This is a genomic window from Shewanella sp. MBTL60-007, assembly GCF_019654915.1.
Lineage (GTDB): Bacteria > Pseudomonadota > Gammaproteobacteria > Enterobacterales > Shewanellaceae > Shewanella.
This window is the reverse complement of sequence record NZ_BPET01000024.1, coordinates 15,083-39,262: the sequence shown is the minus strand read 5'-3', so window position 1 is coordinate 39,262 and position 24,180 is coordinate 15,083. Positions and strand designations below refer to the sequence as shown.

At 40.9% G+C, this 24,180-nt stretch carries 24 protein-coding genes; 21 read left to right on the top strand and 3 right to left on the bottom strand.

Translation table 11 applies throughout. The features are described 5' to 3' along the window. Positions 1-12 precede the first annotated feature (12 nt). Both K5Q92_RS10840 and K5Q92_RS10835 read left to right on the top strand, forming a co-directional pair. Entirely contained in the window at positions 13-2,526 is a 2,514-nt protein-coding gene (locus K5Q92_RS10840; protein ID WP_220769022.1) for a hypothetical protein, read from the top strand. A 250-nt stretch (positions 2,527-2,776) separates the two neighbouring features. Continuing rightward, positions 2,777-3,973: an SVAGG family GlyGly-CTERM protein gene (locus K5Q92_RS10835; RefSeq protein WP_220769021.1), complete on the top strand. Its 1,197-nt coding sequence runs from the start codon at positions 2,777-2,779 to the stop codon at positions 3,971-3,973. A 56-nt stretch (positions 3,974-4,029) separates the two neighbouring features. Here K5Q92_RS10835 and K5Q92_RS10830 read toward each other — a convergent pair whose 3' ends face one another. Next, positions 4,030-4,647: a hypothetical protein gene (locus K5Q92_RS10830; RefSeq protein WP_220769020.1), complete on the bottom strand. Its 618-nt coding sequence runs from the start codon at positions 4,645-4,647 to the stop codon at positions 4,030-4,032. A gap of 117 nt (positions 4,648-4,764) precedes the next feature. Between K5Q92_RS10830 and K5Q92_RS10825 the strand changes: the two genes are divergently transcribed. From K5Q92_RS10825 to K5Q92_RS10765, 13 genes are all read left to right on the top strand, one after another. Beyond that, positions 4,765-5,121: a hypothetical protein gene (locus K5Q92_RS10825; RefSeq protein WP_220769019.1), complete on the top strand. Its 357-nt coding sequence runs from the start codon at positions 4,765-4,767 to the stop codon at positions 5,119-5,121. Then, positions 5,061-5,597 carry an RAQPRD family integrative conjugative element protein gene (locus K5Q92_RS10820; RefSeq protein WP_220769018.1) on the top strand — a complete coding sequence of 179 codons (537 nt, stop codon included), beginning with the start codon at positions 5,061-5,063 and terminating at the stop codon, positions 5,595-5,597. The genes K5Q92_RS10825 and K5Q92_RS10820 overlap by 61 nt, the downstream gene beginning before the upstream one ends. Before the next feature lie 15 nt (positions 5,598-5,612). After that, entirely contained in the window at positions 5,613-5,858 is a 246-nt protein-coding gene (locus K5Q92_RS10815; RefSeq protein WP_220769017.1) for a hypothetical protein, read from the top strand. Positions 5,859-5,872: 14 nt separating this feature from the next. Then, positions 5,873-6,223, top strand: coding sequence for a hypothetical protein (locus tag K5Q92_RS10810; RefSeq protein WP_220769016.1), 351 nt, complete (start codon positions 5,873-5,875; stop codon positions 6,221-6,223). Between the two features lie 12 nt (positions 6,224-6,235). Further along, on the top strand, positions 6,236-6,640 hold the full coding sequence (locus K5Q92_RS10805) for a DUF3487 family protein (RefSeq protein WP_220769015.1): 405 nt from the start codon (positions 6,236-6,238) through the stop codon (positions 6,638-6,640). Further along, positions 6,637-7,278, top strand: coding sequence for a PFL_4703 family integrating conjugative element protein (locus K5Q92_RS10800; RefSeq protein ID WP_220769014.1), 642 nt, complete (start codon positions 6,637-6,639; stop codon positions 7,276-7,278). The genes K5Q92_RS10805 and K5Q92_RS10800 overlap by 4 nt, the downstream gene beginning before the upstream one ends. Next, positions 7,275-8,084: a TIGR03749 family integrating conjugative element protein gene (locus K5Q92_RS10795; RefSeq protein ID WP_220769013.1), complete on the top strand. Its 810-nt coding sequence runs from the start codon at positions 7,275-7,277 to the stop codon at positions 8,082-8,084. Before K5Q92_RS10800 ends, K5Q92_RS10795 begins: the two co-directional genes overlap by 4 nt. Then, a complete protein-coding gene (locus K5Q92_RS10790) occupies positions 8,065-9,513 on the top strand; it encodes a hypothetical protein (RefSeq protein ID WP_220769012.1) in 1,449 nt (482 codons plus the stop codon). Before K5Q92_RS10795 ends, K5Q92_RS10790 begins: the two co-directional genes overlap by 20 nt. Further along, the gene (locus tag K5Q92_RS10785; protein ID WP_220769011.1) at positions 9,473-9,913 is read left to right on the top strand and encodes a hypothetical protein; all 441 of its coding nucleotides are present in this window, start codon (positions 9,473-9,475) and stop codon (positions 9,911-9,913) included. Before K5Q92_RS10790 ends, K5Q92_RS10785 begins: the two co-directional genes overlap by 41 nt. A gap of 23 nt (positions 9,914-9,936) precedes the next feature. After that, complete coding sequence (locus K5Q92_RS10780) at positions 9,937-12,708, top strand: conjugative transfer ATPase (RefSeq protein ID WP_220769010.1); 2,772 nt, start codon at positions 9,937-9,939, stop codon at positions 12,706-12,708. Further along, positions 12,695-13,144 carry a DUF1525 domain-containing protein gene (locus K5Q92_RS10775; RefSeq protein ID WP_220769009.1) on the top strand — a complete coding sequence of 150 codons (450 nt, stop codon included), beginning with the start codon at positions 12,695-12,697 and terminating at the stop codon, positions 13,142-13,144. The genes K5Q92_RS10780 and K5Q92_RS10775 overlap by 14 nt, the downstream gene beginning before the upstream one ends. After that, entirely contained in the window at positions 13,141-14,157 is a 1,017-nt protein-coding gene (locus K5Q92_RS10770; protein WP_220769008.1) for a TraU family protein, read from the top strand. The genes K5Q92_RS10775 and K5Q92_RS10770 overlap by 4 nt, the downstream gene beginning before the upstream one ends. 112 nt (positions 14,158-14,269) lie before the next feature. Continuing rightward, positions 14,270-15,433, top strand: a complete 1,164-nt coding sequence (locus tag K5Q92_RS10765) for a replication protein A (RefSeq protein ID WP_220769007.1) — start codon at positions 14,270-14,272, stop codon at positions 15,431-15,433. Here K5Q92_RS10765 and K5Q92_RS10760 read toward each other — a convergent pair. Further along, a complete protein-coding gene (locus K5Q92_RS10760; RefSeq protein ID WP_220769006.1) occupies positions 15,408-18,446 on the bottom strand; it encodes a DEAD/DEAH box helicase in 3,039 nt (1,012 codons plus the stop codon). The two genes, K5Q92_RS10765 and K5Q92_RS10760, sit on opposite strands and share 26 nt — an antisense overlap. Positions 18,447-18,764: 318 nt before the next feature. On the opposite strand from K5Q92_RS10760, the gene K5Q92_RS10755 reads away from it, so the two are divergent. From K5Q92_RS10755 to K5Q92_RS10730, 6 genes are all read left to right on the top strand, one after another. Continuing rightward, positions 18,765-19,289 carry a hypothetical protein gene (locus K5Q92_RS10755; RefSeq protein WP_220769005.1) on the top strand — a complete coding sequence of 175 codons (525 nt, stop codon included), beginning with the start codon at positions 18,765-18,767 and terminating at the stop codon, positions 19,287-19,289. Between the two features lie 82 nt (positions 19,290-19,371). After that, positions 19,372-20,688 carry a hypothetical protein gene (locus tag K5Q92_RS10750; protein WP_220769004.1) on the top strand — a complete coding sequence of 439 codons (1,317 nt, stop codon included), beginning with the start codon at positions 19,372-19,374 and terminating at the stop codon, positions 20,686-20,688. After that, positions 20,689-20,988, top strand: a complete 300-nt coding sequence (locus tag K5Q92_RS10745; protein WP_220769003.1) for a hypothetical protein — start codon at positions 20,689-20,691, stop codon at positions 20,986-20,988. A 1-nt stretch (position 20,989) separates the two neighbouring features. Then, a complete protein-coding gene (locus K5Q92_RS10740; protein WP_220769002.1) occupies positions 20,990-22,564 on the top strand; it encodes a conjugal transfer protein TraG N-terminal domain-containing protein in 1,575 nt (524 codons plus the stop codon). Between the two features lie 282 nt (positions 22,565-22,846). Next, complete coding sequence (locus tag K5Q92_RS10735; RefSeq protein ID WP_220769001.1) at positions 22,847-23,341, top strand: hypothetical protein; 495 nt, start codon at positions 22,847-22,849, stop codon at positions 23,339-23,341. After that, on the top strand, positions 23,319-23,711 hold the full coding sequence (locus K5Q92_RS10730; protein WP_220769000.1) for a hypothetical protein: 393 nt from the start codon (positions 23,319-23,321) through the stop codon (positions 23,709-23,711). Before K5Q92_RS10735 ends, K5Q92_RS10730 begins: the two co-directional genes overlap by 23 nt. Here K5Q92_RS10730 and K5Q92_RS10725 read toward each other — a convergent pair. Then, positions 23,697-24,104, bottom strand: a complete 408-nt coding sequence (locus K5Q92_RS10725) for a hypothetical protein (protein WP_220768999.1) — start codon at positions 24,102-24,104, stop codon at positions 23,697-23,699. The genes K5Q92_RS10730 and K5Q92_RS10725 overlap by 15 nt on opposite strands. Positions 24,105-24,180: the final 76 nt, after the last annotated feature.

Sequence of the window (24,180 nt, the reverse complement as noted above, 5' to 3'; positions counted from 1 at the left end):
AAGGTGGAAACTATGAATAAGCTCAACTTGGGTGGAGCTATCTTTCTAGCAAGTAGTTTGTTAGTGAGTCCTAGAACGGAAGCTTCTAATGATAACTCTACTATGACGGCTACTGCTTCTGCAGAGATGTCTCAAAATGTAAAGAATCATCGTAGGAATATGGTTGACCTTTCATCTCAACAAATCGTTGCGATCAGGTCAGCTTTGACAAACTACTATGCAGAGAAAGGTGGTTGGCCGTCTTCTTTAAATAGCTTACGAACTGAAGGGTTCTACACCGGTAGTTTTGACACGCCTTACGGTACAATCACTGGTGTTCAATCAGGTGTACAGTATGGTTTAACCATAGTATTGCCAACAGGTAATCAAGCAGCCTCAATTACGAAATCAATTGCTGCAAAAAGCGGTGGTGTTGCCAGTAATAACGTTTTTAAAATTGATGTTGCTACTCCATCTACGTTAGCAATTGCTAGCAGTATGCTTTGTCGAAAGAATGATCCAGCAAATCCGAATTGTTCTCGCATGGAGCAAAACTTATCTTTGGGTGGGCATTCGATCTTAGACGTACTCAAAATTGATGCTGACGAAGTTTCAACACGAGTCGTAAATGCTGTAAATATCAATGCAACTGAAGACCTTAATATTCAGCGCGATGCCAATATAGTTAGGCATATCACGATTGGCGGTGATCAAACGACTAAAGGAAATGTAAAGGTTGAAAAAACCTTTGAGGTTTCCGGTACATCAAAGTTTGGTGCTGCATCAGAGTTCTCGGCTTTAGCGACATTTCTAAGTGGTATTAAAGCTGGTGGTACTTCTGAACTCGATAAACTATTAGTTAATCAAACCTCTCAATTCAACGGTGCTGCTGAATTTAAAGGCGTGAGCACTTTTCAAGACAGCGCTGTGTTTAACGATGTCATTTTTGCTAACAAAGGCATTCGTGTTGGTGCCGGGCAAGCCATCGAGACTGACACTATTGTTGTAAACGGTACTGCCACCATAACTGAGGGCATCATAGATCGTTTAACTGTTAATCAAGATATGTATGCGAAAGGAGAAGGACGTTTCGGAACGCTGCAAGTTGATACTGATAGTGAAATTGGTCGTGACTTGTTTGTTAGGCGTAATGCTCAGATAGATGGAATGCTAACGGTTACTGGTGTTACTACTGGTGGTAGCATTGACTCCAAAGGCGGTTTTTTCGCTAATGGCTCAAGAGTAGTTAGCGATGATGGCTCCATTTTATATGAAGATGGGGAGGCGTTGGCTCAGAGATACTTAGGGATCAATGACAAAGCTGATGATGCCGACCTACTAGATGGTAAAGACTCTACTGCATTTGCTCAACGTGATGAAACTAATACGTTTAGTAAGGCTAATACGTTTTTACAGCCTGTCCAGATAAACACTGCTCACGGCAATCTTACTATTGGCTCGACAAGTAGTGGAACGCAATTTGTTTCCAATAGACCTTTCTACTTTAGCCAAAAAATGGATGTTCAAGGTGATATTGGACTCTATGGTAAGCAAACATACCTAAGATATTCTGATGGGGCGATTGTTCAAAATGGAATGACTCTCGGCCAAACCTATTTGGGAATAAATGCAAAGGCGGTTGATGCTGAAAAGCTAGATGGTCTTGATTCATCGGCTTTTGCTCAACGGAGTGCGACTAACACCTTTAGCGGTGTGAACTCATTCACAAGAGAGTTAAATGCTAATGGTGGCGTAAAAGTGGATGGACGATGGGTTATATCTGCAAACGGCTCTACCATTTATGAAAATGGCCAAGCGCTAAACGCGCGTTATCTAGGTAAGAATGCAAAAGCGGTCGATTCAGACAAGCTCGATGGCCTAGATTCAACTGCATTTGCTCAGCGAAATGCGACCAATATTTTCACCGGAAACAATACATTTACTCGCCTATTGCAAGTAAACGGTGGTATCTCAGGTAAAGCGGCGACTTTTACAAGTGTTAACTCAACAGGTTCAATTACTGAGCAAGGCACACCCTTGGTACAAAAGTACCTTGGCATAAATGCCAAAGCAAAGGATGCAGATAAACTGGATGGCGTTAATTCAACGCAGTTTGCGCGATTAGATCTAGATGCATCATTTAAACGAAATGTGAATGTTGCTGGTAATGTTAGGGCTAGTGGTGATGTATATGCCTATGGAAGTAAAAGCCTAAGTGTTGCTTACAACAATGCTGCATCGGCACTATCAAAGAGTGCTTCTAATGCGAGTGCTATCGGAACTCTCAATACTTGGCGAATTAATTGTGCGCGATATGGTGCAACGGATAGTCGCTGCAACATTGGATTGCCAACTACTACTGAGCCGACACCATCCTGTACTGTAAATCAAACCCAAACTGCCGACACTAATGAGCGATGCCCAAGCAATCGAAAATTCTGTGAACCTGGATACCAGCGTAGAACGTGTGGTTCTAGTGGTGAGTGGGGATCATGGGTGGTTATGTCGGGGCCACTTTGCGTAAATCTAAATCAATATTGTCCTTAGAACATAGATTTGAATTAAATAGCGTTAAGCATTTTGCTTAACGCTCTTTTAGGCGAAAGCCGACGACCATAGGGTCGATTTACGTACCACAACCATAACCACAACAGTCTTTAGTCTGTTACATAAAAACACACACATAACTGTTTATACAGTGTATTTTAACCTTATAGATCCAACTCAATAACCTATCAAGCGTGATTGATGCTTTGGGTTAGCATGGGTTAAATTCAACCGACAAGGAATGATTAACATGAAAACCTTACTAACAGCGTTAGCATTAACCGCTACATCATTAGCTACTCCAACATTTGCGACTGAACAAATTGATTTGCTCGTAGTTGTTGAGCCGGCTGTATACGAAAGTATCAGTAGAGAAGAGCTTGGCACTCAACTTTTAGAGCAAGTTGCAAGAGCGAATCAGGAGTTCAAAGAATATGATCTACACCATAACATCGTAGCTGTACTTGATTGGCGTGATAATCATGTGAGCGAACAATTAGCTCAAAATCATTCATTTGCGCAATCACTCGCTGACATCATGTATTCGATTCGCTATACCGAACAAGAATACAACGAGAGCTTTAAAGGCGATCCGTATGCTAAACCATTCGTACCGACAATCGGCCCATTGGTAGATAAGTACCATGCTGATAAGTTGGTCTTTATCAGTCAAAACTCTGATTCTACAAACGGCGCAATTGGTCAAGCATTTCAAAATTTTGGAATGGTTATCAAAGGTGAGTCTTTAAAAAGGGATCCGAGTATTATGGCGCATGAACTTGGTCATAATATTGGTATGGCGCATCCATCATCAGCTGAGTGTGATTCAAACCCAGTACTAATGTGCATAAATGTTAGTAGTGCTAGAACAGGCTTTAATGATAACGATAAGCTTTGGCTAGACGGGGTTATTAACAATGATCCTGAATACCTAGTTGATCACTTCGATCACCGTTTCTATCTTGGCCGCTATTCTTCGCCAATGGAAATGATGGTTAACTCTGTATTAGTGATGGACTCAACCAGCATAGATAAAGACGTAAACTCTGTTGAAGTAATGATTGAACTACATGACAGTGAGGGAAACCTTTCTGCTTTAGGTCATGATGTTTCTTTAGAGTTTTACACCAAGCAAGGAAGTGCACAACCAGTAAGTCATTACGATAGTGATGCTTATCAACGTGTTACTTTTTTAGCTGGCGAGACTCAGAAAAGCGTAGATATTAGCGTAACTCACAGTGATGCTGACAAAGCATTTCAAGTTGGTACGCGCTATGGGTTAAACGTGGCTGAATCTAGTCCAGGAACACTAACAATCAAGGCTGGAGAGCAAACACCAGTTGTTCCGCCTGTTACTCCTGATACTGGGGATAGCAGTGGCGGTGGTAGCTTAGGGTTTATCTCTTTGTTGTTATTGTTAGGCTTCTCGCTTAAGCGTAAAGTGTAAGTGTACAAGCGAAAAAAAACCTCCTTAATTTATTAGGAGGTTTTTTTTATCTTAAATTAAGCTTTTTCGATTACGCATCCTATATCTACTAACGCTCGGTGCGAGTAGGACGTGTCCCCATTTATTGAAATTTTCCACTGGTCGTTAATTTGTTCAACTGAAACACCAAGGGGGCTACTTTTTAGGGGGTATAGTTCTCCACTCAATAAAATTGGCACTGAACCCTCTGCACAAGCTGGGATTTCAAGTGTCTCGCCGTCAAACAGCATCGCTGCCCCAACGGGGAAACCTTTTGCGAACTGAGAGCCATCCTCAGCATCAAGCCGCCATCTGTTTTGAACAACAAATCCACCAACAATCGCTTTCACACTCGCGGAATATCCATACTGCTCTAGTGATGTAAACAGTAAAGCTTGTTCAACATCGTTTTTCATTGCATCTGCGAGGTTAAAAAAAGCTCGTTCCTGAGGTTTAGTTAATGATGCTGGATTATCACCAATCCAGGACGCTGCAATTTTTGCTAATCGCGGTGATTCGATAGCGAGCTGTTGCCAAGAAACCTCTGGCTCATATTCGGGCACTTCAACTACTTGGTTAGATGCGTAGATTGAATATGAGATCCCCGCAGATGCAATAAGTATGGATGCAGATAGACACAATAGAGACTTATTCATTTTTAACTCCGTCGTTATTAGTTGCTTCAAATATACGTTTCCGCTCATTCCCTACTGTCAATAAATGGTTTTCCCTATTCCCTTTTATTCACTGGTTAGTTTTTGGTGATGGGTAATATGGCCTTAATCGAAGTTTATCAAGAGAGCCCTATGAAAGAGCCGTCCAATAATTTCTTAGTCAAAGTCGGGAATGTGCCGAGAAAGAGTGGTGAATTAATCGGCCTATTTATTAATGTTTCCATGGGGCAACTATCTAGCGGTGTTGCAGAGATTTTTGAGCCGTCTAAATGTGTTTATTTAGCGTTGGATCAAGAGTCAGTCGTGTTGAGGCTGGTGGGTAAAAGCAAGAGAAGTAATCAGGCGTATATTGCCAAAGCTCAATTATATGAGGGGTTAGAACAAGGGGAGAATGAATGGAAAAGCTGGGAAGAGGTTCAGCACTATTTCAAAGAGCACTCACGCACATGCGCCTAATTCTTCTAATCGTTTTGACCTTAAGTATCAGTAGCTATGTAAATGCTAGTGAGCAAAAGCACGCTTTATTACGCATCCAAGGTCATTTGGGCAGCATCAATTTGTTGCTAAAAGAAGGAGCTGAACTCAGCTGCGCACAGAGCGAAGTGTATGACCGAAGTCGTACTCTATTGAATCAAATAAACCATGGATTAGATGTTTTTATCAAAGATGGATATGGCTCATTGAGTGATCGATTTTCGCCATATCAATCCAACTTTATTTGCCAACGATGGAAAGAATTAGAAAGAAATGAGCGAGTGATCGACCAGTTGCAGAGTTTGGAAAGGTTAGTTGCTGAGTCAGAACAAATTGTTATTCACAGGGACAGATTATTTTTTGATTTTTCAATGCTTAAGCAAGACATAAATCAATTAATCACGATTACACGTTCGAACATGAACAAAGCTGTTCTTCCTCGTGGATATAAACACTAACACAAAGGTTGGTATATGAGCATTGCTTCAGACGTTGTTGATTATTGGAATATCTGGTCTCAAGGAGTTGGTGTTGGAGGGGCTGACACTGTTCATCAGTTTATAAGCAGGGGGGTCTATGCGGCTGGGTTCTTTGTATTTATTTGGATCATGATTGGAGTTTATAAGGCTTGGGTAGACAACGAAATTAACGGTAGCGAAGCCTTGTTTTGCTACGCAAAAATTATGGCGTTTATGCAGGCTTACATATTTTTAATATAGAAAGGGAAAGGAAGATGGACATTAAATCTAAGACAAAACAATTAGTAAAATTTGGAGTGGCTTTATCGTCAGCTATTGCCTTTAGTGCAAGCGCGTCTGGTATACCAACGGTTAGTGGTGCTGGAAATACTACTGATTGGGTTGATAAGGGTAACGATTGGTTAGTGGCGGGCGTAGGTCTCACAGTAACAGCCATTTTGTCATATTTCTTGATCGTAGTTTGTATGAACACGGTAAAGGTTTACCAAGACACAGGACCAGATGGGAAATCAACAATGGTCGATGTGGGCAAACAAGCTCTAATTGGGGTTGTTTTAGGAACTGCCATTATCTTCATTCTCAATGCTGTTTTAGCAATTTTTTAAGTTGAAACCCAAATGGCACCTAAACCTGACATCGAAATTAATAACTCAATCGAACTGCTGGATTTTGAACCCACGGTTTGGGCGGGACTCACGCAAGACGAGCTCTTGTATTGCGTGGCTTTTGCCATTGTCGGTGGCGGTGTCATACCGCTTTTACTTATTGGCTTAATCACCGGCGTTTGGTGGCTAGGTATGGCTGTCGCAATCTTCCTGATGGTATTGCTCGTTATTTTATTTACAAGAAAGCTTTCGAGCGCGAAGGAAACGAGACCAGATTCTTTGGTTTGGGTTGATTTTGAAATGTTCTTGCAGCGTCACCTAAATACGAAAACTGGTCACTTTGTTAGTAGTGAAAGCTTTGAAATTAATCTTTTAGAAGAGCGCAAGCTTATTAAGCGAAGTAAGGAGCAAGAATGACCAAGAGTAAGTCTAGAACACTGAGTTTAGCGCTAGAAGAGCGAATCAGAGATCTAAAAAGGTTAAACGTGTTACTTGCTTCATTGCTCGTAGTCGCTGTTGGTGGACTAGTGTTAATGCCCCAGTTTATAACCATTAATGTGCCACCTAACGCAAGACAAGGGTTCTCACAAAAGGTTGGTGAAATCCATCCAGCAACGGTATACAACACTGCTTTTGCATTTTTTCAAAATATCAATTATTGGTCCAAAGATGGCTCAAAAGATATGTTGAATAACTTATCACTATATCAATTCTTAATATCTGCCAATTTCAAAAATGAAATGACCTTAATGTATCGGTCTCGCGTGCAAAAAAACGACATTGCGGGCAAAACGCGCACAATTCAAGAAATGCCCGGAGCAGGTTATTCACTTGAGCGGGTAACACAACTTACTGATACGAGCTGGGTTGTGTTTATCGATACTATTGTTGAAGAGTCTTACAAAGGGCGTTTGTATATGCGCAAAGGTATTCGATGGCCTTTGATTGTTACGCTTGGTTCCACTCATGAGGAGTATAACCCTTGGGGGATACGACTTGATGGATTTGATAGTACGCCCAAAGAAATTCCACTACCAAAAGGACTCTCTTTATGAAGTATTTAGTGTTTGCCTTAACAATCTTGGTATCCCCATTAAGTCTAGCAACTGAAGTCCTGAACTGGACAGGTAAGCCGTTAAAGGTCGAGTTAGCTGTAGGCCAAGAAAGGCTAATCAAGTTTAGTGACAATGTTGAAGTAGCTATTCCAAAATCTCTTGTATCGCGATTATTACTCCCCAGCGCACAAGGGGTCGTTTATGCCAAGGCTACTGACAAGATTTTGGATTCCCGCATTAGATTTCGTTTAATGGAAAGTAAGCGAGTGATTTTAATTGACTTCGTTACTGTCGAGTCGAGTGAACAACTAGGCGATGTGATTATTCAGTTAGGTTCAGATAAACCGCAAGCATCAACCCAGACAAGTCGAAACAAGGGCTCAATTCACGCTAGTAGAGTTTCAGCCGTGGACTTGATCCGTTATGCAAGTATTAGCTTGTATATGCCAGAACGCCTTATTCCAACTGGAAAAGGCATTACTGAAACCAAAGTACCTTTGAATCTCAATTTAGAGCATTTTTTCATTGGTTCTAGCTATGGCGTTTTTAATCTTGATGTTATCAAAGGCTGGCGAGCAGGTGGTCTGTATTTAACTGCTATTCACCTTAAAAACCGCACTTCATCAATCCAAACAATTCGTCGTCAAGACATTAACTCTGATTGGTTGTATTTCACTCCGCAGCAGTTATTTGTGACGGGAAAGGGTAGCGAACGAGACCAAACAACTATCTATATCGTCACGGAAAAGCCAATACAAAAGTCTTTATACCTATCAAGGGGGGCTTATGGCTCAGTCAGTAAGTAAACCAGCAATATTTATCGCAGTGGGGCTGACGATCTCCGCTGGTGTCGTTATCTATTTATTAAAATCAGAGAGCGCAGAGATAGCACCGCATAAGTTTGGTAATCGACCTGCAGCACAAGAGCCAAATCAATTAACGCAACCTGAGGTTCTACCCGATGCGGCCGGGACATTAGAGCAGATGCGGATAATCAACATTAACTTTGAAAGCTTACAGGGTGAGCTACATGCTATAAAAGAGGAAAACAAACAGCTTAAAGATAGGTTGAATAAGCAAGAGAGAAATGATGGCCAGGATAGCTCTGAGGTCAGTCAGATGTTTTCAGACCAATTGAATGTTGTTCAACAAAACTATGAAAACCTAGCTAACAAGTTAGCCGCTTTCAATCAAAATGATAATAGTGATGGCCTTGGATTTCTGCCGGATGAAGTACCAAAAGATGGCGTACAACCTGTAGTTGGCAATGACTATGGGTTGCCTCAGTTAAACCGCCCCAATGGAAATGCCACTGTTGACGACAATGATAATTATGGCGGTGACTTTTCCGCTAGTGAGCAAGTAGTTTGGCAGCTTCCAATTGATGCAGTTAAGGGCATTAATGATGATGGTGTTGAGTACACCTATGTACCCAAGCTCAAGCAAGGTAACGCATCTTCTATACCTATTCATGAGGAATTTGATAACGGCAGTGATGTATCAGAGAAAGAAGCTGAATTAATCCCTTATATGACGATTCCACCGACTACAACGCTGGTTGGTGCTGTTACTCAGTCTGCAATTTTGGCAAAAGTACCTATTGGCTCTACTGTCGTGGCTCCTATGAAATTTACTGTAAAACTTGGGCCTGAGGTTCTAGTCAGTAAAGGTTTCTCAGTTGATGGTGTTGCTGACATTTTGGCAATTGGTACAGCGATTGGTAATCGCTCATTGAAATGCGCTGAAGCGAATATCGACACCTTGCAATTCACCTTTGAAGACGGGCGAGTAACGACTGTTAGATCAGAAGATTCTGAGTCCGGTCAATTAGGGTATTTGACCGATATGTATGGTGTGCCATGTATCACGGCAGATAAGTACATAAGTAATCTACCTGAGTACCTAACGACCAATGGTTTGTTGGCAGTCGCTCAAGGGATAACTGAGGGTTATCAAGCTGCACAAACATCATCAAGTCCATCAGACGGTGGTTCATCTGCAGTCGATGGGAACAAGGACACTTATGCTCTTGCGAACTCAGGCTCAGCAGGTATTCAGTCGGTCATTGACACGATGAAAGAAAGACAAGACAGCATGTTCGATGTTGCCTATGTCGCAGTCGGCAAGCTAGTGGATATTCGTATTACGGAACAAATTGAGATTGATTACGATCCAAATGGGAGAAAGCTAAATTATGAAGTGCCAAACGATTTTTATCTTAACGATTTTAACTAGCCTAGCCGGTTGCACATCTAATAAAGAAAGCCTTATTCCACAAGAAGGGTTGACGGCAAAAGAGGTTTACTATGGTCAATACCGAGGAGAAAACGAAGACACTAGCGTAGATACTAATGGCCCCAAAGAAAGGTTTGTACCTAAAAGAGCGTTAGAAGATCACGAACTGAGACTCGATGCGTATGCGCTGCACTCAATGAACAAGCCGGAATATCGCCTACTGCCGAATCCAACTATGTACTTATTCGTAAACTCTCGCCTTTCGAGTCAAGACAGAATACCAATGCCGTCTTACATCACTGAGTTTAAGTTACTCACGCGAGATGAATATGCTTTGCCTGGCGAATTTTCAGCTGTTGAGCAAATAAGTACTTGGTCAAATAAAGAAGTGCAGAGGTAACAATGGAACTAGCCGAATCAAAAATGACGAAATTTCTAGACTTTCTTGGGCTGGGAAAGGCGTCTTATCCTGAGCAAGTTAATGCATATAGCGAGCAAGATATTGAGCAGCTAGGGACGAAAAACCATAAAAGTTTCCCAAGCCTTTTGCCGTATACAGAGTACCTGACAGACACAGAAACTTTCTTACTTGAAGATGGCTTTAGTCATGCAATTGTTTTTACCGTCAAGCCAGTACCGACTGAGGGGCGCAGTACTGAAATGCTGGCCGAGATGCGTAACAAGATCCAAGGCATTTTTGAAAATGAGATCCAGCCAAAGCAAAAGCACCCTTGGATTGTTCAAGAGTTTGCGTATCAAGAGTCAGAGATTGTATCAGTCTTAGATGATATGAAAGCCAATGTTTCACCGGAAGCTAAAGGTACTGAGTATACGAAAAAGTACTTCAAGCTTATGGAGAAACACTTGAAAGGTATTGCTAATCCCGATGGGATTTTTAAGGACGAACTAACTCAAAAGCAATGGAAAGGTGAGCAGCGCAGGTGCAAGTTTATTGTTTATAGGCGTTCTTCTCCCAGTGAAATTAAAGATCCTGACTATGATCCAGCTGAAGAAATTTTATCTATTCGTGAGGGGATTGAGCGTCAATTCACCAGTAATCGAATCGGATTTAAACGTGATAACGGCATAGATTTTTTTAATTGGTTGTTACTTTGGTTTAATCCGGGCAATGCTTTAGCAGATTCTAAAGACAGCTTTATGAAGTTGCTTGGTATCGATAAGGTTGAAGATCTACCTTTTGGTTTTGATCTGAGTGAGGCCTTAATACATTCGCCACCAAGAGTGGACGTTAAAAATAACTGCTGGTGGTTTGATGAAATGCCACATGCAGTTATTCGCTCAGCAAAATTCAACAAGCGCCCTGAAATTGGACAACTTTCTGGTGAAATTGCCAATGGCGTAGGTACTGATGCGCTTACAAATTCATTTATGGATGGTTTACCGGCAGGGACGGTCATTGCTAAAACAATGGTTATGATGGCTCAGCATGACACTATTATGCAGGCTGATGCATTGGAGTCTAAATGTCGTGGTGGCTCTCAGGCTGCAGGTCAAACCCTAAATGCTATCAATGGATTGAAAGAATCGTTAATAAACAAACAAAACGTCTGCCGTTTGGCTGTTGCTGTATATGTTCGAGGTAAAGATCTACCTGAGCTTAGAAAACGCTGTAGAGACATTACGGCCTCTTTGTTCTCGGGCAACATCACTTCATACAAACTTCAAGAAGACAGTTTGGCAAATAAAGCGTACATCGACCTCTTACCGATGAATTTCTACCCAAACAAAGATCCTAAGAATAGGGTGGCTCGTTTATGTTATCTGCAACACGCGATAAACCTTTCCTTAATTTGGGGTCGTGCAGAGGGAACAGGAAATGTCGCGCAAATTGAGTTTAATCGTGGTGGAAGCCCTATTACCTATGACCAATTTGACAGGGACAAAGTGAACAATGCGTTTGAATTAATAATTGGACCGCCAGGCTCAGGTAAGAGTGCTAAATTAGTTGATAAGATCCTCACACTCATGGCTGTTTATAGGCCACGTATGTTCATTGTAGAGAAAGGAAATAGTTTCTCACTTGCTGGTAAGTATCTTCAGCAAAATGGTGTGACTGTTAATCGTGTGAGCATTACACCGGGCTCTGGTACATCTTTGCCGCCATTTGCTGACTCACATCTAATATTCGAACAAGAGGCTCAAGCTGGTTTCAACGAGGAAGGGCTCAGCGACAATATTTATCAAGATCTTGAAGAAGATAGTGATGAAGAAGAGGATGATGATCAACGTGATGTAATGGGGGAAATGGAAGTTTCGGCCATGTTAATGATCACTGGTGGCGAGGTCGAGGAGCAGAAAAAGTACGGGCGGGCTGAGCGTGGTCTACTTAGGCGCTGTATTCGTAATACAGCAGTAAAGTGTCGTGATGCTGAGCGTATGATGCTTACCCAAGATTTACGTGATGAACTAAAAACTGCAGCTTTAGACGAAAATACACCTCCAAAACATCGAGAAAAGCTTGCAGATATGTCTTCTGCAATTGACTCATACACAACGGGTTTTGGTGCTGAGCTTTTTAACCGAGAGGGACAGCCTTGGGTTGATGCTGATGTAACAATTGTAGATTTAGGCACGCTCACCAAAGATGGCTACGAAGCTGAGCTTGCTCTGACCTATGTAAGCCTGATGATGAAGATTAATAGCATAGCCGAGAAAAACCAGTCCTCAGGCCGTCATAATATCGTGCTTACTGATGAAGCACATATCATTACAACAAATCCTCTTTTGGCTAGCTTTTTGGTTAAAGCAGTCAAAATGATGCGAAAGCTAACTACTTGGCCGATCTTTGCTACTCAAAATCTCAAGGATTTCCCTGATAACGCAGCAAAATTGCTCAACATGATCGAGTGGTGGCAAATGCTCACGCCTACTAAGAATGAGATTGAGCAGCTTGAGCGATTTAGGGAGCTTTCAGAGGAGCAGAAATCCTTAATGAAAAACTGCCGAAAGCAGAGTAGAGCTTATACAGAGGGCGTTATTTTTTCTGATAGCGTTAAACCAACGCTGTTTAGGTCTGTACCACCTAGTTTGCATTTGGTGCTAGCGGGTTCTGACGGTAAAGAAAAGAAAGCACTGAGAGTAGAGCGCGAAGCTATTGGTTCAAATGATGTAGGTGCAGCCATTAGCTTGGCTAACAAACTCGATAAAATGAGAGGTATTGATGCTGAAAGCTAAAGTATTGTCTCTTGGACTCATATTCGGGTTTCCAACCGTTTCTCAAGCTGCTGTTGACCATATTGATATTTTTTTGGACCTAAATACTAACTTTGACCAAAAGCGGTTTGAGCGAGTAGTCAAGCTGCCTGTGAATGTATATCGAATTGGTGATTCATCTAAAGCTCTAGATGAAATGAATGGTCTATTTAATAACAAAGGTACTCAAGAAGATGTATTCAAACGTGCATCTAAGTTATTTCAAGGTGAAAAAGTTAAGCCATACATAGAGCGGATTGCTCAAGGTGAAATGGCGATGGCAAAAGCCATGACGATTGGGTTAAATCGATACCCTGCTTTTGTTGTAAATGACAAGTGTGTCATTTACGGCCTTAATGCATTCGATTCATTCAAGAAATACAAAGCCTTTAAAAAAAATGGAGGGCTATGTGAATGAAGAAATCATTATTAGCGATTGGCGTCGCCCTTACATTGTCCTTTGGCACCTATTCTCCCAAGACAGATGCAAGTGATGAACTAAGTATTGTCGATTTGACGCAAGACCACTTCAATTTTCAATGCGTTCAGATGGAAGTGATTGGCATGTGCTTTTGGCTTAAATGTAGAACTTTTTATTGTAGTGTGGAGTACTCAATACTCAATAGCCACTACTCGCCTGATCTACTTGTTGAAAGTAAGCGTGGTGAGGCTTCAACTTCTGGATTTATCACAGATTGGCTTAACTCAGTTGTATCATCATTGGCTGAAGTGGTATTAGGCTTTGCTCCTGGACAGGGAACAAACACTTCAAAGCCACTAAAGCACAGTAGGCGTTCAAGTCTACAATTTACTGATGTGAACGTGATTGGCAGCCCTGACATCGTAGCCATCGACCAAGTATATGACTCAATTTTTGGAGCCACTGGCTACTTTGAATGGTGCAATAGTGACGTTGTTCCTTTATTCCCTTATTACAGCTCTCAGCTCGATTTTGAGTGGAGAATGGGGATTTACGAAATGTTCGCATGGCCGATGAACTTTAATCGAATCATTCACGGTATGGACTCAGGTGTTTATACAAAGTGGGGAGATATTTTCCCGAGAACTGGCTTTATTACGGGTGATGACCCTTACATAACTAGCTCTGTGAATATAAACAAGGTCGCTGACTTGATCACAAACGATAGTCATCAATGGCCACACATTTACACCGCTCCACCTGAAGCCCCTGATGAAACGAAAGGTTGGGGTTATGGTAAAAAAGTAGAGATGTCTGACAAAGCCGGAAAGTGGCAACTGAACTACCCACGCGACAGAGGGGACAGCTGTTATATATTCCCTGATGACAAGGCATTTCCAGAAACTATTAACTCAGATAATGGCAATTATGTATGGACACTTTGGCGTAAATTTAAGTGTTGCTCAAAAGCTGGGCAGTTGTTTTTAACCAAAGTCGAAGTTTCGTCTTAGATTTAGGCAAAAGCGCGTACAACTCTGATTTGTGTGCATATCAAACTTGCCAAAGTGAGTAAGTGTTCATTATTATCGTTTAACTAACTATACGCCAGAGGCGCCCAACTTTATGACCGCTAAGCTATCAACAATGAATCTCCCCGATTCAATAAAGGGCACTATCGACACAGTTACATCAATTCAAGATGATAAGCAGCTGGCTTTGTTTGTCGATAACACTGACAACCAAGTTATAGTTAATTCAAATTCAGATAGGAATGCCTTATTTTCTAATTCGTTTAAAGCTTATGACTTATGGCCTAGATTTGACCGTAGTAGCTTACCTAAACGATGCGCAATCGAAGAATATACAGGCAAAACTATTCGCTCTCGAAAGCTGGTGGACACGCTAGATAAGGACAGTTACCAAGGCGTCATTAATATTCATCCTGCGATAATTAAAGACAAAGATGGGCAGGAACATTTTTGTTGGCCAGGCGATGCCGAGGATAAGGTAGAAAAGGCATTAATGAGACTTGCCAGCAAGGGCAATATCGTAAAGATCAAAGGTCAAGATTATAGCAGTTGTGCCGTGATGTTTTCTCTAAACGAATTATCTAACGAGCTTAAAGCTGTTAAGCAAACAATGAGTTTAGATCAGATAAAAGATGCCCTTGATATTCTTCAAGGCTCAACGATGGATATTAACTATCAGATCACTAAAGATGGCACAGACGAGATAGAGAACTACGAAACTAAGATGAATTATCTTAGTTCTTTGCATTATGCCGGTACGAAAGGGCGTAAACGTGATACTAAATGCGTTGCGATATTGAACCCGTTAATGAACCAAAAAATAGCCTCACTAGAATTTCGCGGTTACTACTACGATAGAGCACAGGGCTTTAAGCGTTCGCTTTCGCGTTGGATGATGCTGCGACTTTATCATCAATTTAGATATGCAGGTATGGGCAGGGTTTATCATGTGTCACTGATTAGTACCATGCACAAGTTCGGTAAAATTGACCTATCAGAAGATGTTGGGGATAGGCTTGTTGCATTACGCCGAGACTTGACAACAACCATGAAAGACTTTGTTAATAGTGACGTTATTACTAGCTATGAAATCGAGAATAAAAAAGACGAATCAACGGGCAAAATCATTGATTACGTCTATACACTCTATCCATCAGAGCAATTCTGCCAAGAGATCTTAACTTTAAACAAGCAGGCTAAGAAGATAGCCAATAAAGCTGAGTACTATGAGTCTACAGAGTCTCTAATTCAGCAATAGTCTCAACTTTACTATGGCTTCGCAGCTTTATTGAGGCCATAGTAAAGAACGGTAATGAGCCCCACTTGTTTTCATCTCCAATTATATAAAACCTATGTTCCGCTCTTGAGGCCGCAACATTCAGCAAATTAGGTTTTTCTGCAGCCCAAGCTCTAGCGCCAACCGTACCTCCTCCAAGCACAAATATAACCACTTTTCTTTGCTGTCCTTGAGTTATATGAACAGTACCGGCCTTTATGCCAGTTAAGTGCTTTTCTTTAACCATGCTGGTAATTTTAGAGGCTACAGCTTTAAATGGGGAGATCAGAAAAATATCACTGTTAGCAACATTACATTGCGTTCTTAGATGATGTATCAATCTAAACGCTTCATCTGCTTCAGCTTTGATAAAGTGATCTGAGCTATTGTTTGACTCAACAGAAAACCACTGGCTTTTAGGCAAGATTGACGTTCGATTTGACACTGCAGTCAACATTGTGTTGTTGTAAGAAATTGCATTGAAGATTTCAAACATAGGTGATTCACAGCGCCTATGAATATTAAGTGGTGATCCAAGCCATAAGTGGCGTTCACCAACATCAACATAAGTGCCAAATTTATTGACGCCATCAGCTAAAGTTTGCGCGGAAGTTATAGCGGGAACTACGTTGTCTTTTAGCCCATACCTCTCAGCTAGCTTTGATTGGAAGTCTGTGGGAAGTATAGAAATGGTTTCAAGCTGCAATGGATCTCCAACGGGGATCAATCGCTTACTTCTATAAGTAAGGCCCGCTACATGCGCTGGTGAGACTTGCCCCGATTCATCTATCATAGACCAACCAAACGACTCCAAAGGCAACTTGAAAAACAACCTCTCCACTGATGATAAGGTCGTGCTAACTAGTGGAGTGATCATGAATAGATTTTGCCATGCTGCTAACCTTGTTTGAGGCGCAAGCGATAATGGACACTGACTAGCTGCAATCGAGCTTATCGCTAAAAGGTTTTGAGCAAACTTATTACCATTCGCAAAGAGGAATGCTTTGTGTAAATTTAGCGCTTTTAAAAACAAACGGGTTCTGGCTTCTTGCCAACTTTTGGAGTCCCAAGGCGCAAGCATTGGATCATGATTGCTATCAACTTTATGCTCTGCAGTTAGTGTTACTAATTTTGTTTTTTTCGCCTCAAGATTGGCGCTAAATGCTTCCAACGAATTTTGAACGGCAGTAATAGCAGCCTCAGTATGAGCTTTGTTCACCGAAATAGTAGCCAATGCTTTCTTGCAGTTATCCTCTTTGCTAACAAGAGCGCTGAACTCGCTAATTAAAGCCTGATTGGTAGCTTTCCAGTCATTACTAGCGGAATTAAACGGGTTAGCCCTATCCCAAATTGATGGCTTCAATTGAGTATGCGTGTTGATGCGAGTCTGGATTTGCTCTAATTCACTTTTCAGTGTGCGGTTTACAGTAGATAAACGCTCAATTTCCAAGTTTGTTTCAACCAACTTGCTATTGAGATTCGATAGCTGGCCTTTATCGTGGAGTAGAGTTTGCGGCGCTCCTTTAATGTACTCAGCAAGATTTTCAATTTGAGTTAGCTGATCTCTTATATTGGCTTCATGTAGCAAGGCCGCATTAAAGTTTTCAACGGCGTTTTGCCAGTCGTTAGTATCCGGTTTCGACTGTTTGAGAGTGTGATATAGATTATCTGAATTGTTAGATGCTTCGCTATAAAGCAACCTGCTAAAAAAGTTGTTAGTATTTTTTCTGTTTCCAAGCTTTGCTGCGATTAATCCCCAACATGGTTTATCTGCGATGATAGATGCAGTCTCATTAAGGTAATCAAAGTCGGTAACTAGCTCTTTCTCAACAGCTTCGGCAGTTGGTACTTCGTCAATGATGTTAGCTACAGCATCATTACTTGAAGACGCAATGACCAATTCAAATCCTGTTAGGTCTTTATGCAACTTATTGACTGTTCGAGTGTAGTCACCAGATTTAAATGTCTCTTTACCTACAAATCCCTCACTAGCATTAGCAAGCTGCGACAATTTAATCGCTCTGTTAGTCACGACTGCAGCGATTTGATCACGCAAAATTGTGGATTTACCAGTGCCAGGCGGTCCATTTACTGAATAGACACCAGCAGACATAGATAACGCTGAGTGGATATTATTTATAGCGAACTGTTGATTACGGCTAAGAGAATACTCGGTTTTGGTTGGCCATCGGCCAAGAGGGAATGCATTGGGGGTCAATGCTTCTTTAAATACATTGACGTCGATATTGATATTGATTCGACTATCTGTATCGGGTTCAGCTAAGAGCTTATTAAGAAGTGTACTTTGATGGTAATCATTCGACTCAAGTATGCGATATAAGTCTCTGGCAAAGAAACTATTCAGTGGTGCGGTATCGGTAATTGCACTGACAGAAGATGTAATTAGGTTAAAATCAAAATTATTGCTATAGCTGTCAATTTTGAGCAATTTTAATGACCAAATTACAATTTTATTTAGATCACTGACTTGAAGCGGCTTAGTCCAGTTAGGAGAGACTTCGAATTGCTCAGGGTCAAGTTTTTCACTCGGAAAATGCTCAATTACCTTTCGCTTGAGTTCTTCTTCAAGGGCACTAAATGAAGAATGGTCAATATCAGCGTAAGAGCCAAATTGAGTTTGAACGGCTTGGCTGATTGAACACAAACACTCGGAAATGGTTAGCGACTCTATATCGAGCTGCCCTTTAGAGTTTGCAAGTGCATATAGTGCTGAAGACTCAAGGTTTGACTCATTAAATTCGGGTGAGAGTTGGAAATACTCAGTCAAAATGGGATAGACGAAACTCTTGTAATCAAATAAACCGCAATACAAGGCTAAAGGTTTATCTAGCTCGCTTACAGCTGACAATTGAATCGAATCATCTGATTTGTAGCGCTTGTATGTTGTAAGAGATGACTCATACTTAGGCAAACGACTCGCAGTAAAGCGTTCGATGTTTAACCAAAATTCTAATGTGCTTTTCAAATTAACCATCCCGCATCCCTTTTAATTAATCTTCACTATATCAGTGTGTCCATTTCTCGCTTGAACGTAATTTATCCGAATTAAATCTGGTTCTTCAAGCAGACATATTTAGCATGTGTCATTTCGATAGTGTGTCACTATACTCCTGAATTTCTTGGTTTCATAAGGCGGAAAAATGGCAAGAGAGCGGATCTCAGTAACAGAGCTGGCAGCGTATGCTGATAATCCAGAGAAGTTTTGTCAATCCAAAGGCAAGGCATATAACCAAGCTGCTGCAGAATACGGTGATAAGCAGCATTACAAGTTAGGAAAAAGAGGAGCTATTGAATGGATATTTCCAGTTTTGATTATGGTCTTAGCAGTGATTTGTTTTGGGCTGTATTGGGGGTGGGAACTACCATTCTAGCCTTTGTTGTTTATCGATGGCTCATTTATGGCTATAGAATCAAGAACCATTTTCAGCTACCGATATACTCAATATTGATCGGTACAGACTTGATTGAAAAAGGTAAACCTCTTCGCCTTGGTAATCGCAAAGTTGTGGGACAACCAGACGCTTTGATATTTAACCCTTTTGAGTGGGCATTGATCGTTTGTGAGTATAAGTCTAGGGATAATCAAGGTCAGCGAGTAACAGACTATGAACAATACCAAGTGATTACTTATATGGGATTAGCCAAAAGGTTTTGGTGTTGGCGTGTAAAGGGAATCGTCTTGTATGGCAAGAGCACACTTGTTGAAGTTCACTTTGATAAGAGCATGTATAAACGCTTGCTAGGGCTGGTGGCCGAGGTTAAACGTTCAAAGCAAGATTGGTATCCAGTCAATAAAACACCATTGAAAAACAGGTAAAAGGAATTACCTAATCCCCTTTATACGTCAGTAAAAGATGTCTCTTTGCAATAATCAGCTATATCGCAAAATGGGAGACATTATGAAACCGCTAATCCTTAAACTCGCGCCTTTAACCGTGGCATTTGTTCTTGCGTCAAATCCTGTTATTGCTGAGACCTATGAAAACGAACGGATCACCATTGATTACCGCATTACTAAAAACAGTCGTGTGGTTTCAGGTCGTCAAATCCCTCTACCTACAATTGATTTTGGATTTAATCCACTAAAGCCTCTTAGTTGTGGAGCTTTCGACTTGGACACGTCACTTTTATCATCATTTGATGACGGCACTTTCAAACGAATGCAGCAGCAAGTAATTGGCCAATTAAAGTCGGCCTATAACCCTGTTGGTCTTATAGGAACTGCAATCAAACGAGCTAACCCTGATTTATACGAAACCATCATGAATGGTGTGTTCAACGGTGAAATGAACTTCAACGATGCCATCGGAAGTTGTGAAGCAATTCAAACGGCATCGATTGATAAGGTGTTTGGCGGTCTCCAAGATATTGCCAAGACTGAAGACCTTAGTAATGAGATTGAAAAAGCCGAACAAGATCCATCTTCGGTTGATGTAACTAAAGTGGTTAAAAAAGTAGGTACTGGAGAAAAGGGGATAGAAGTATTGCCCGGAGTCTTTAAGGGGGGGGTTGGGCAAGATGCTATTAAAGTTGTTTCTGAAACAGCTAAAGCTGGGTTCAATGGATTATTGGGCCGAACGGTAACTGATACTTCGCCTGTTCATAACGTGCAAGATCCTATTACTTCCGTGTTTAGTTCACCTCAAGAAGTTGAAGATTATGCTGCAACAGTGGTTGGTGAAACAGAATTGCGAACGGCAACAGGCTCAAAAACTGAGCGCAAGCCAGGTAAAGGAATAAAAGGTGAGGCTGCAAAGCGCGCTGACAACCTTTACCAAGACTTCACAACCGTTCTTAATAAGAGACTCGCGTTAATCAACAGCGATGACCTTAATAAGCTATCGGCAGGTCAGACAATCAACATCAGTATCGATTTGATTAGTATGCTGCAGGGGTTTACACCACATCAAAGAACTCAGTATGTGGACGCTTTAGTAACAAAGATAGCCTTTGCTAAAGAGGTCGAGAAACTTCTTGTTCTTCGTCGTATTTTGGTTGCTGGTCTTGATTCGACACGCCTCAAGGACTTCAAGCCATCAGTAGAGGAACACAATTCCAAAGTAGAAGTTATAGACGCTGAACTCAATATGATTGAGCAAGAGTTAAGGCTACGAAATATGGTGGCCGGTAACACCATCGAAAATATCTACAAAGCACATGCCTTACAGCAAATGACTGGCACTCCTCAAGTATCACCATCACTAGGGATTAACTAAATGTCATTAAAAAACGCTACTCAGGGTGTGAAAAAAGCTTTTCTTATTACGGGGAGCATGATGCTTTTATTGATGCTAGCACCGGTATTACACCACCTAACCACGATATTTCCTTTACTACCAACAATCTCAAAAGGGGTGATTTTTCTTTCAATATTCTTCGGTTCAAGGGCGTATATAGAACGTAAATTATCAAGGGAACTAACCAAAATTGAGGTTGCAAGCTTCAATCGTAAGCGTTTGCTGTTTTGTATTTGCGCGTTAGTACTTTTCTCTGTGCCATTGATAGAGGGGATCTAGCATGTATTCCGATAATTTCTTTGAAATGTATACTCTGTTTTCTGGCTTTTACTTAAACAATGCGATTTTTTATTTATTTAATGAGTTAGGTTTTACTCTGTTGCCATTTGCTGCAATGCTCGTTCGCAACTGGGCAAAAGCAAGAGGGCAAGGGGTCGATGAAGGCTCGCCAGCAATGTTGGCCCTAAAGTGGTCTGAGTTAGAGTTTGTTGGCATGTTGATTATAATGTGTGTGTTTGTCATGCCTCTTACCAATTATCAGCCAGCTCCACCAGTAAGCTATGTCAATTCATCATGTAGTTCAGCTAATGTCGTTTCGGATCCAAACCAAGTCTACAACGATATTCGAAATACTATTCAAACGAGTTATAACGGCAATGTCCCTAAAGTGCCTTTAGGCATACAAATCGCGCACAATTGGTCGAGCGGTATCACTTACTCGGTAGCTAACGCAGTACCTTGTCCCTCGGATATAAAACTTCAGAAATTAACATTTTCGGAAATTAATATTGAAAGTCCAGCACTTAAACAGGTCGGTACAGACTTTATAAAACAGTGCTATACGCCAGCATATAAAGAATCAATGAATCAAAATGTATTAGCTGAAGCGAATCTAGAAGCTCTTGGAGTTAACGGCTCATTAATCGCTCCGTATTATCCATCCTATTCAATGACGGTTAATCGAGAGTTTGTAGACAGTGGCGCAAGTGGCCTCACAACTAATGCAAACACTGTCATTTCAAATACCGGCGACTACATTTTTCAATGCAGTCACATTGTTGGACAGTTAGGTAATGCCATCATCAACACTAATGCCACTTGGTATAACCGTATTATGGCGTCTTCAACTGTGTTTATTGAAAAGTTCTTAGAATCTTCAGGGTTTAACAACTCAATATCTGATGATGAATTGGTCAAAGAGATGATCATCAATGAAGCATTAATAGGTAAATATCGCGCTCGAACTGAGGGAGTAAGCTCTTGGGAGGTTCAAGGTACAGACATAAATATTCCGATATCACCCGTTCCATATTTCGCCAGCGGGAAGGTATTCGAAGACCTACGAGACACGATTTTATCATTTAGCACTTCTACTCAAATTGTTACAGGTGCATTCGAAACTAAAGTCGTTAAGGCTTCAAATCCCGTAATGTTGAATGTTTTTCAGATGATCTTTTACATGATGTTGCCTATCTTCATCATCTTCACTGGCTATAACCCTAAGTCTGTTTTACAAGTTTTAGGGGTACTTTTCGCCCTTGAGTTTATGAATATGGTCTTCGTTTTAAATGATTACATAGAAGATTTGGTCGATGTGGTTTATGACACTCTTTTTGATGCCATCGCGACTAATGGAGTCGCTAACTCAGTGATTTCAGTAAGAGTTGGTCAAAAAGTGCACTCATTTAGCCCGATAATTTATATGGCATTAATGGCCTTAGCTGGAATTAAATTAAACGGAATAATGAACTCTATGCAGCCAGCTGTCGCATCAATGGCAAAAGAAGCGATGCAAACAGCGCAGCAAACCCAACAAGTAGTTACATCGTTTGCTAAAGGCGCTGGTGGCAAATAAAACTGTCAACTCGACGCGAAACACATAGTTAACAATTGTTGCAGGTGTAAACTTTTCTTTCACCTGCATATTCCCGTCTACGGGAATATATTGTCAAAATATTGTTTTTTGACTGCTTAACTGTTTATTATCACTGCAACGTCAATTCATTGACATTTCAGTTAAAAAGTTAACAGTGCAAAAAAGTTTAGGAAATAAGGTTATTGCATGGTAGGGATAGTTGCTAAGTCTGCTCGCCTAAGGATCATTAAAAGGACCACCATAAGGTTTTTAGAGGCGTCAATGGAAGACTATGGAGTTGCACATAATTGCGCTTATAACTTGAGTGTTTGGAATCGGCTTTATAATGCTATAAATTGCCAAGCTCAAGGTGCACCTTTGGTCGCTAAGAGTCATTTAGCAATTTTTTCTGCTGTCATTAGATTAGATTCGGGTTTTTCATTGTCCGTTGATAAAAGCTGTTTTAATTCATGGATTGAAGCGGCAAGTACTATGTCTATTGAAGACCAAATTAGAGGATGGCTAATTCTCTTATCTATCGAACTGAGCGTTAATGTTTCAAAAGAGTCCGGCCAAAACTTCCCTGTAACGACAAGAGAAACTAGCCTTATTTTGGAGATAATAGCGATTACTTGGGGAGTAGATTTTGAGCTCTATAAACAGACAATCAAAACCGTTTTTCAAGATCCCAAATCGAACGAAGTATTACATGATTCAATCGATAGACTAGTTTTAGACAATATAGGTCAGAGCAATGCAAGATTTTACGCTGCTTAATATCAAAACATGGCTCGATACCTTGAGTGATAAAGGGGTTACTGAAGCCCAATTATCCGGTAATCATGTAGTGGTCAAGTTTGATAAAATCGATCCAACTGCAACGGTAAAGCTATTAACGTGGTCTGCACTTGGACAGGAAAATATTGGCTGCCCTCATTTGTCAATGTTCTACTCAACGGGTAAATCTGTTGATGACAATATCATTAGAGGAATCAACGCATCTGAGTCAATCGAGTTAATTAAAGATGCAAAAGGTATCCACTTCATTCAAACGGTCAAAGCGACTGATTTAGAGGGCACGTTGGATTTAACTCAGGTATTCATAGATTGGCTTATCGATGTTCGTATGGCTTTACGTTTGATCTAGCTTAGTCGTTCTTACCATACCAGTTATGATGCACCTCTCTACCATCACACCGTCACTTATCATTTCTAATTGCCTGTGATTCTCTTTGCTTGCATCGGTTAGCTTCTTTAGCGACTGCTCAAGCTGAATAAGCCAGCACTTCACTGTTGGTACGCAGCTAACTAACTCTGCAACTGTCTTACTTGAACTGCTGTTATGAACATAAATCATGATGTGTGCGAAAGACTCTGCCAGCTTATATGCTTCGGAGTTTTCATCAGCTTTAAACATCATAGAATTGGCTTGGTTTACCCAGTAACTTGCGCGATGTTTTAAATCTTTTGCAGATGAATTTTTAACGCTAGCGGCCTTGCCAGCAAGCCTTTCAACATCTTTCGAAATAATGCCAATCATAATCATCATATCTTTAAGTTATCAAATGAATACATAGTAACTATAAATCAGAATTGCGCTTACCTAATTCGGCCTG

What these genes read in the sequence shown, in the direction of transcription:
- K5Q92_RS10840 (WP_220769022.1), top strand. Translation starts at nt 13, where the DNA reads ATGAATAAGCTCAACTTGGGTGGAGCTATCTTTCTAGCAAGTAGTTTG.
- K5Q92_RS10835 (WP_220769021.1), top strand. Translation starts at nt 2,777, where the DNA reads ATGAAAACCTTACTAACAGCGTTAGCATTAACCGCTACATCATTAGCT.
- K5Q92_RS10830 (WP_220769020.1), bottom strand. Translation starts at nt 4,647, where the DNA reads ATGAATAAGTCTCTATTGTGTCTATCTGCATCCATACTTATTGCATCT.
- K5Q92_RS10825 (WP_220769019.1), top strand. Translation starts at nt 4,765, where the DNA reads ATGGCCTTAATCGAAGTTTATCAAGAGAGCCCTATGAAAGAGCCGTCC.
- K5Q92_RS10820 (WP_220769018.1), top strand. Translation starts at nt 5,061, where the DNA reads ATGGAAAAGCTGGGAAGAGGTTCAGCACTATTTCAAAGAGCACTCACG.
- K5Q92_RS10815 (WP_220769017.1), top strand. Translation starts at nt 5,613, where the DNA reads ATGAGCATTGCTTCAGACGTTGTTGATTATTGGAATATCTGGTCTCAA.
- K5Q92_RS10810 (WP_220769016.1), top strand. Translation starts at nt 5,873, where the DNA reads ATGGACATTAAATCTAAGACAAAACAATTAGTAAAATTTGGAGTGGCT.
- K5Q92_RS10805 (WP_220769015.1), top strand. Translation starts at nt 6,236, where the DNA reads ATGGCACCTAAACCTGACATCGAAATTAATAACTCAATCGAACTGCTG.
- K5Q92_RS10800 (WP_220769014.1), top strand. Translation starts at nt 6,637, where the DNA reads ATGACCAAGAGTAAGTCTAGAACACTGAGTTTAGCGCTAGAAGAGCGA.
- K5Q92_RS10795 (WP_220769013.1), top strand. Translation starts at nt 7,275, where the DNA reads ATGAAGTATTTAGTGTTTGCCTTAACAATCTTGGTATCCCCATTAAGT.
- K5Q92_RS10790 (WP_220769012.1), top strand. Translation starts at nt 8,065, where the DNA reads ATGGCTCAGTCAGTAAGTAAACCAGCAATATTTATCGCAGTGGGGCTG.
- K5Q92_RS10785 (WP_220769011.1), top strand. Translation starts at nt 9,473, where the DNA reads ATGAAGTGCCAAACGATTTTTATCTTAACGATTTTAACTAGCCTAGCC.
- K5Q92_RS10780 (WP_220769010.1), top strand. Translation starts at nt 9,937, where the DNA reads ATGACGAAATTTCTAGACTTTCTTGGGCTGGGAAAGGCGTCTTATCCT.
- K5Q92_RS10775 (WP_220769009.1), top strand. Translation starts at nt 12,695, where the DNA reads ATGCTGAAAGCTAAAGTATTGTCTCTTGGACTCATATTCGGGTTTCCA.
- K5Q92_RS10770 (WP_220769008.1), top strand. Translation starts at nt 13,141, where the DNA reads ATGAAGAAATCATTATTAGCGATTGGCGTCGCCCTTACATTGTCCTTT.
- K5Q92_RS10765 (WP_220769007.1), top strand. Translation starts at nt 14,270, where the DNA reads ATGACCGCTAAGCTATCAACAATGAATCTCCCCGATTCAATAAAGGGC.
- K5Q92_RS10760 (WP_220769006.1), bottom strand. Translation starts at nt 18,446, where the DNA reads ATGGTTAATTTGAAAAGCACATTAGAATTTTGGTTAAACATCGAACGC.
- K5Q92_RS10755 (WP_220769005.1), top strand. Translation starts at nt 18,765, where the DNA reads ATGGATATTTCCAGTTTTGATTATGGTCTTAGCAGTGATTTGTTTTGG.
- K5Q92_RS10750 (WP_220769004.1), top strand. Translation starts at nt 19,372, where the DNA reads ATGAAACCGCTAATCCTTAAACTCGCGCCTTTAACCGTGGCATTTGTT.
- K5Q92_RS10745 (WP_220769003.1), top strand. Translation starts at nt 20,689, where the DNA reads ATGTCATTAAAAAACGCTACTCAGGGTGTGAAAAAAGCTTTTCTTATT.
- K5Q92_RS10740 (WP_220769002.1), top strand. Translation starts at nt 20,990, where the DNA reads ATGTATTCCGATAATTTCTTTGAAATGTATACTCTGTTTTCTGGCTTT.
- K5Q92_RS10735 (WP_220769001.1), top strand. Translation starts at nt 22,847, where the DNA reads ATGGAAGACTATGGAGTTGCACATAATTGCGCTTATAACTTGAGTGTT.
- K5Q92_RS10730 (WP_220769000.1), top strand. Translation starts at nt 23,319, where the DNA reads ATGCAAGATTTTACGCTGCTTAATATCAAAACATGGCTCGATACCTTG.
- K5Q92_RS10725 (WP_220768999.1), bottom strand. Translation starts at nt 24,104, where the DNA reads ATGATTGGCATTATTTCGAAAGATGTTGAAAGGCTTGCTGGCAAGGCC.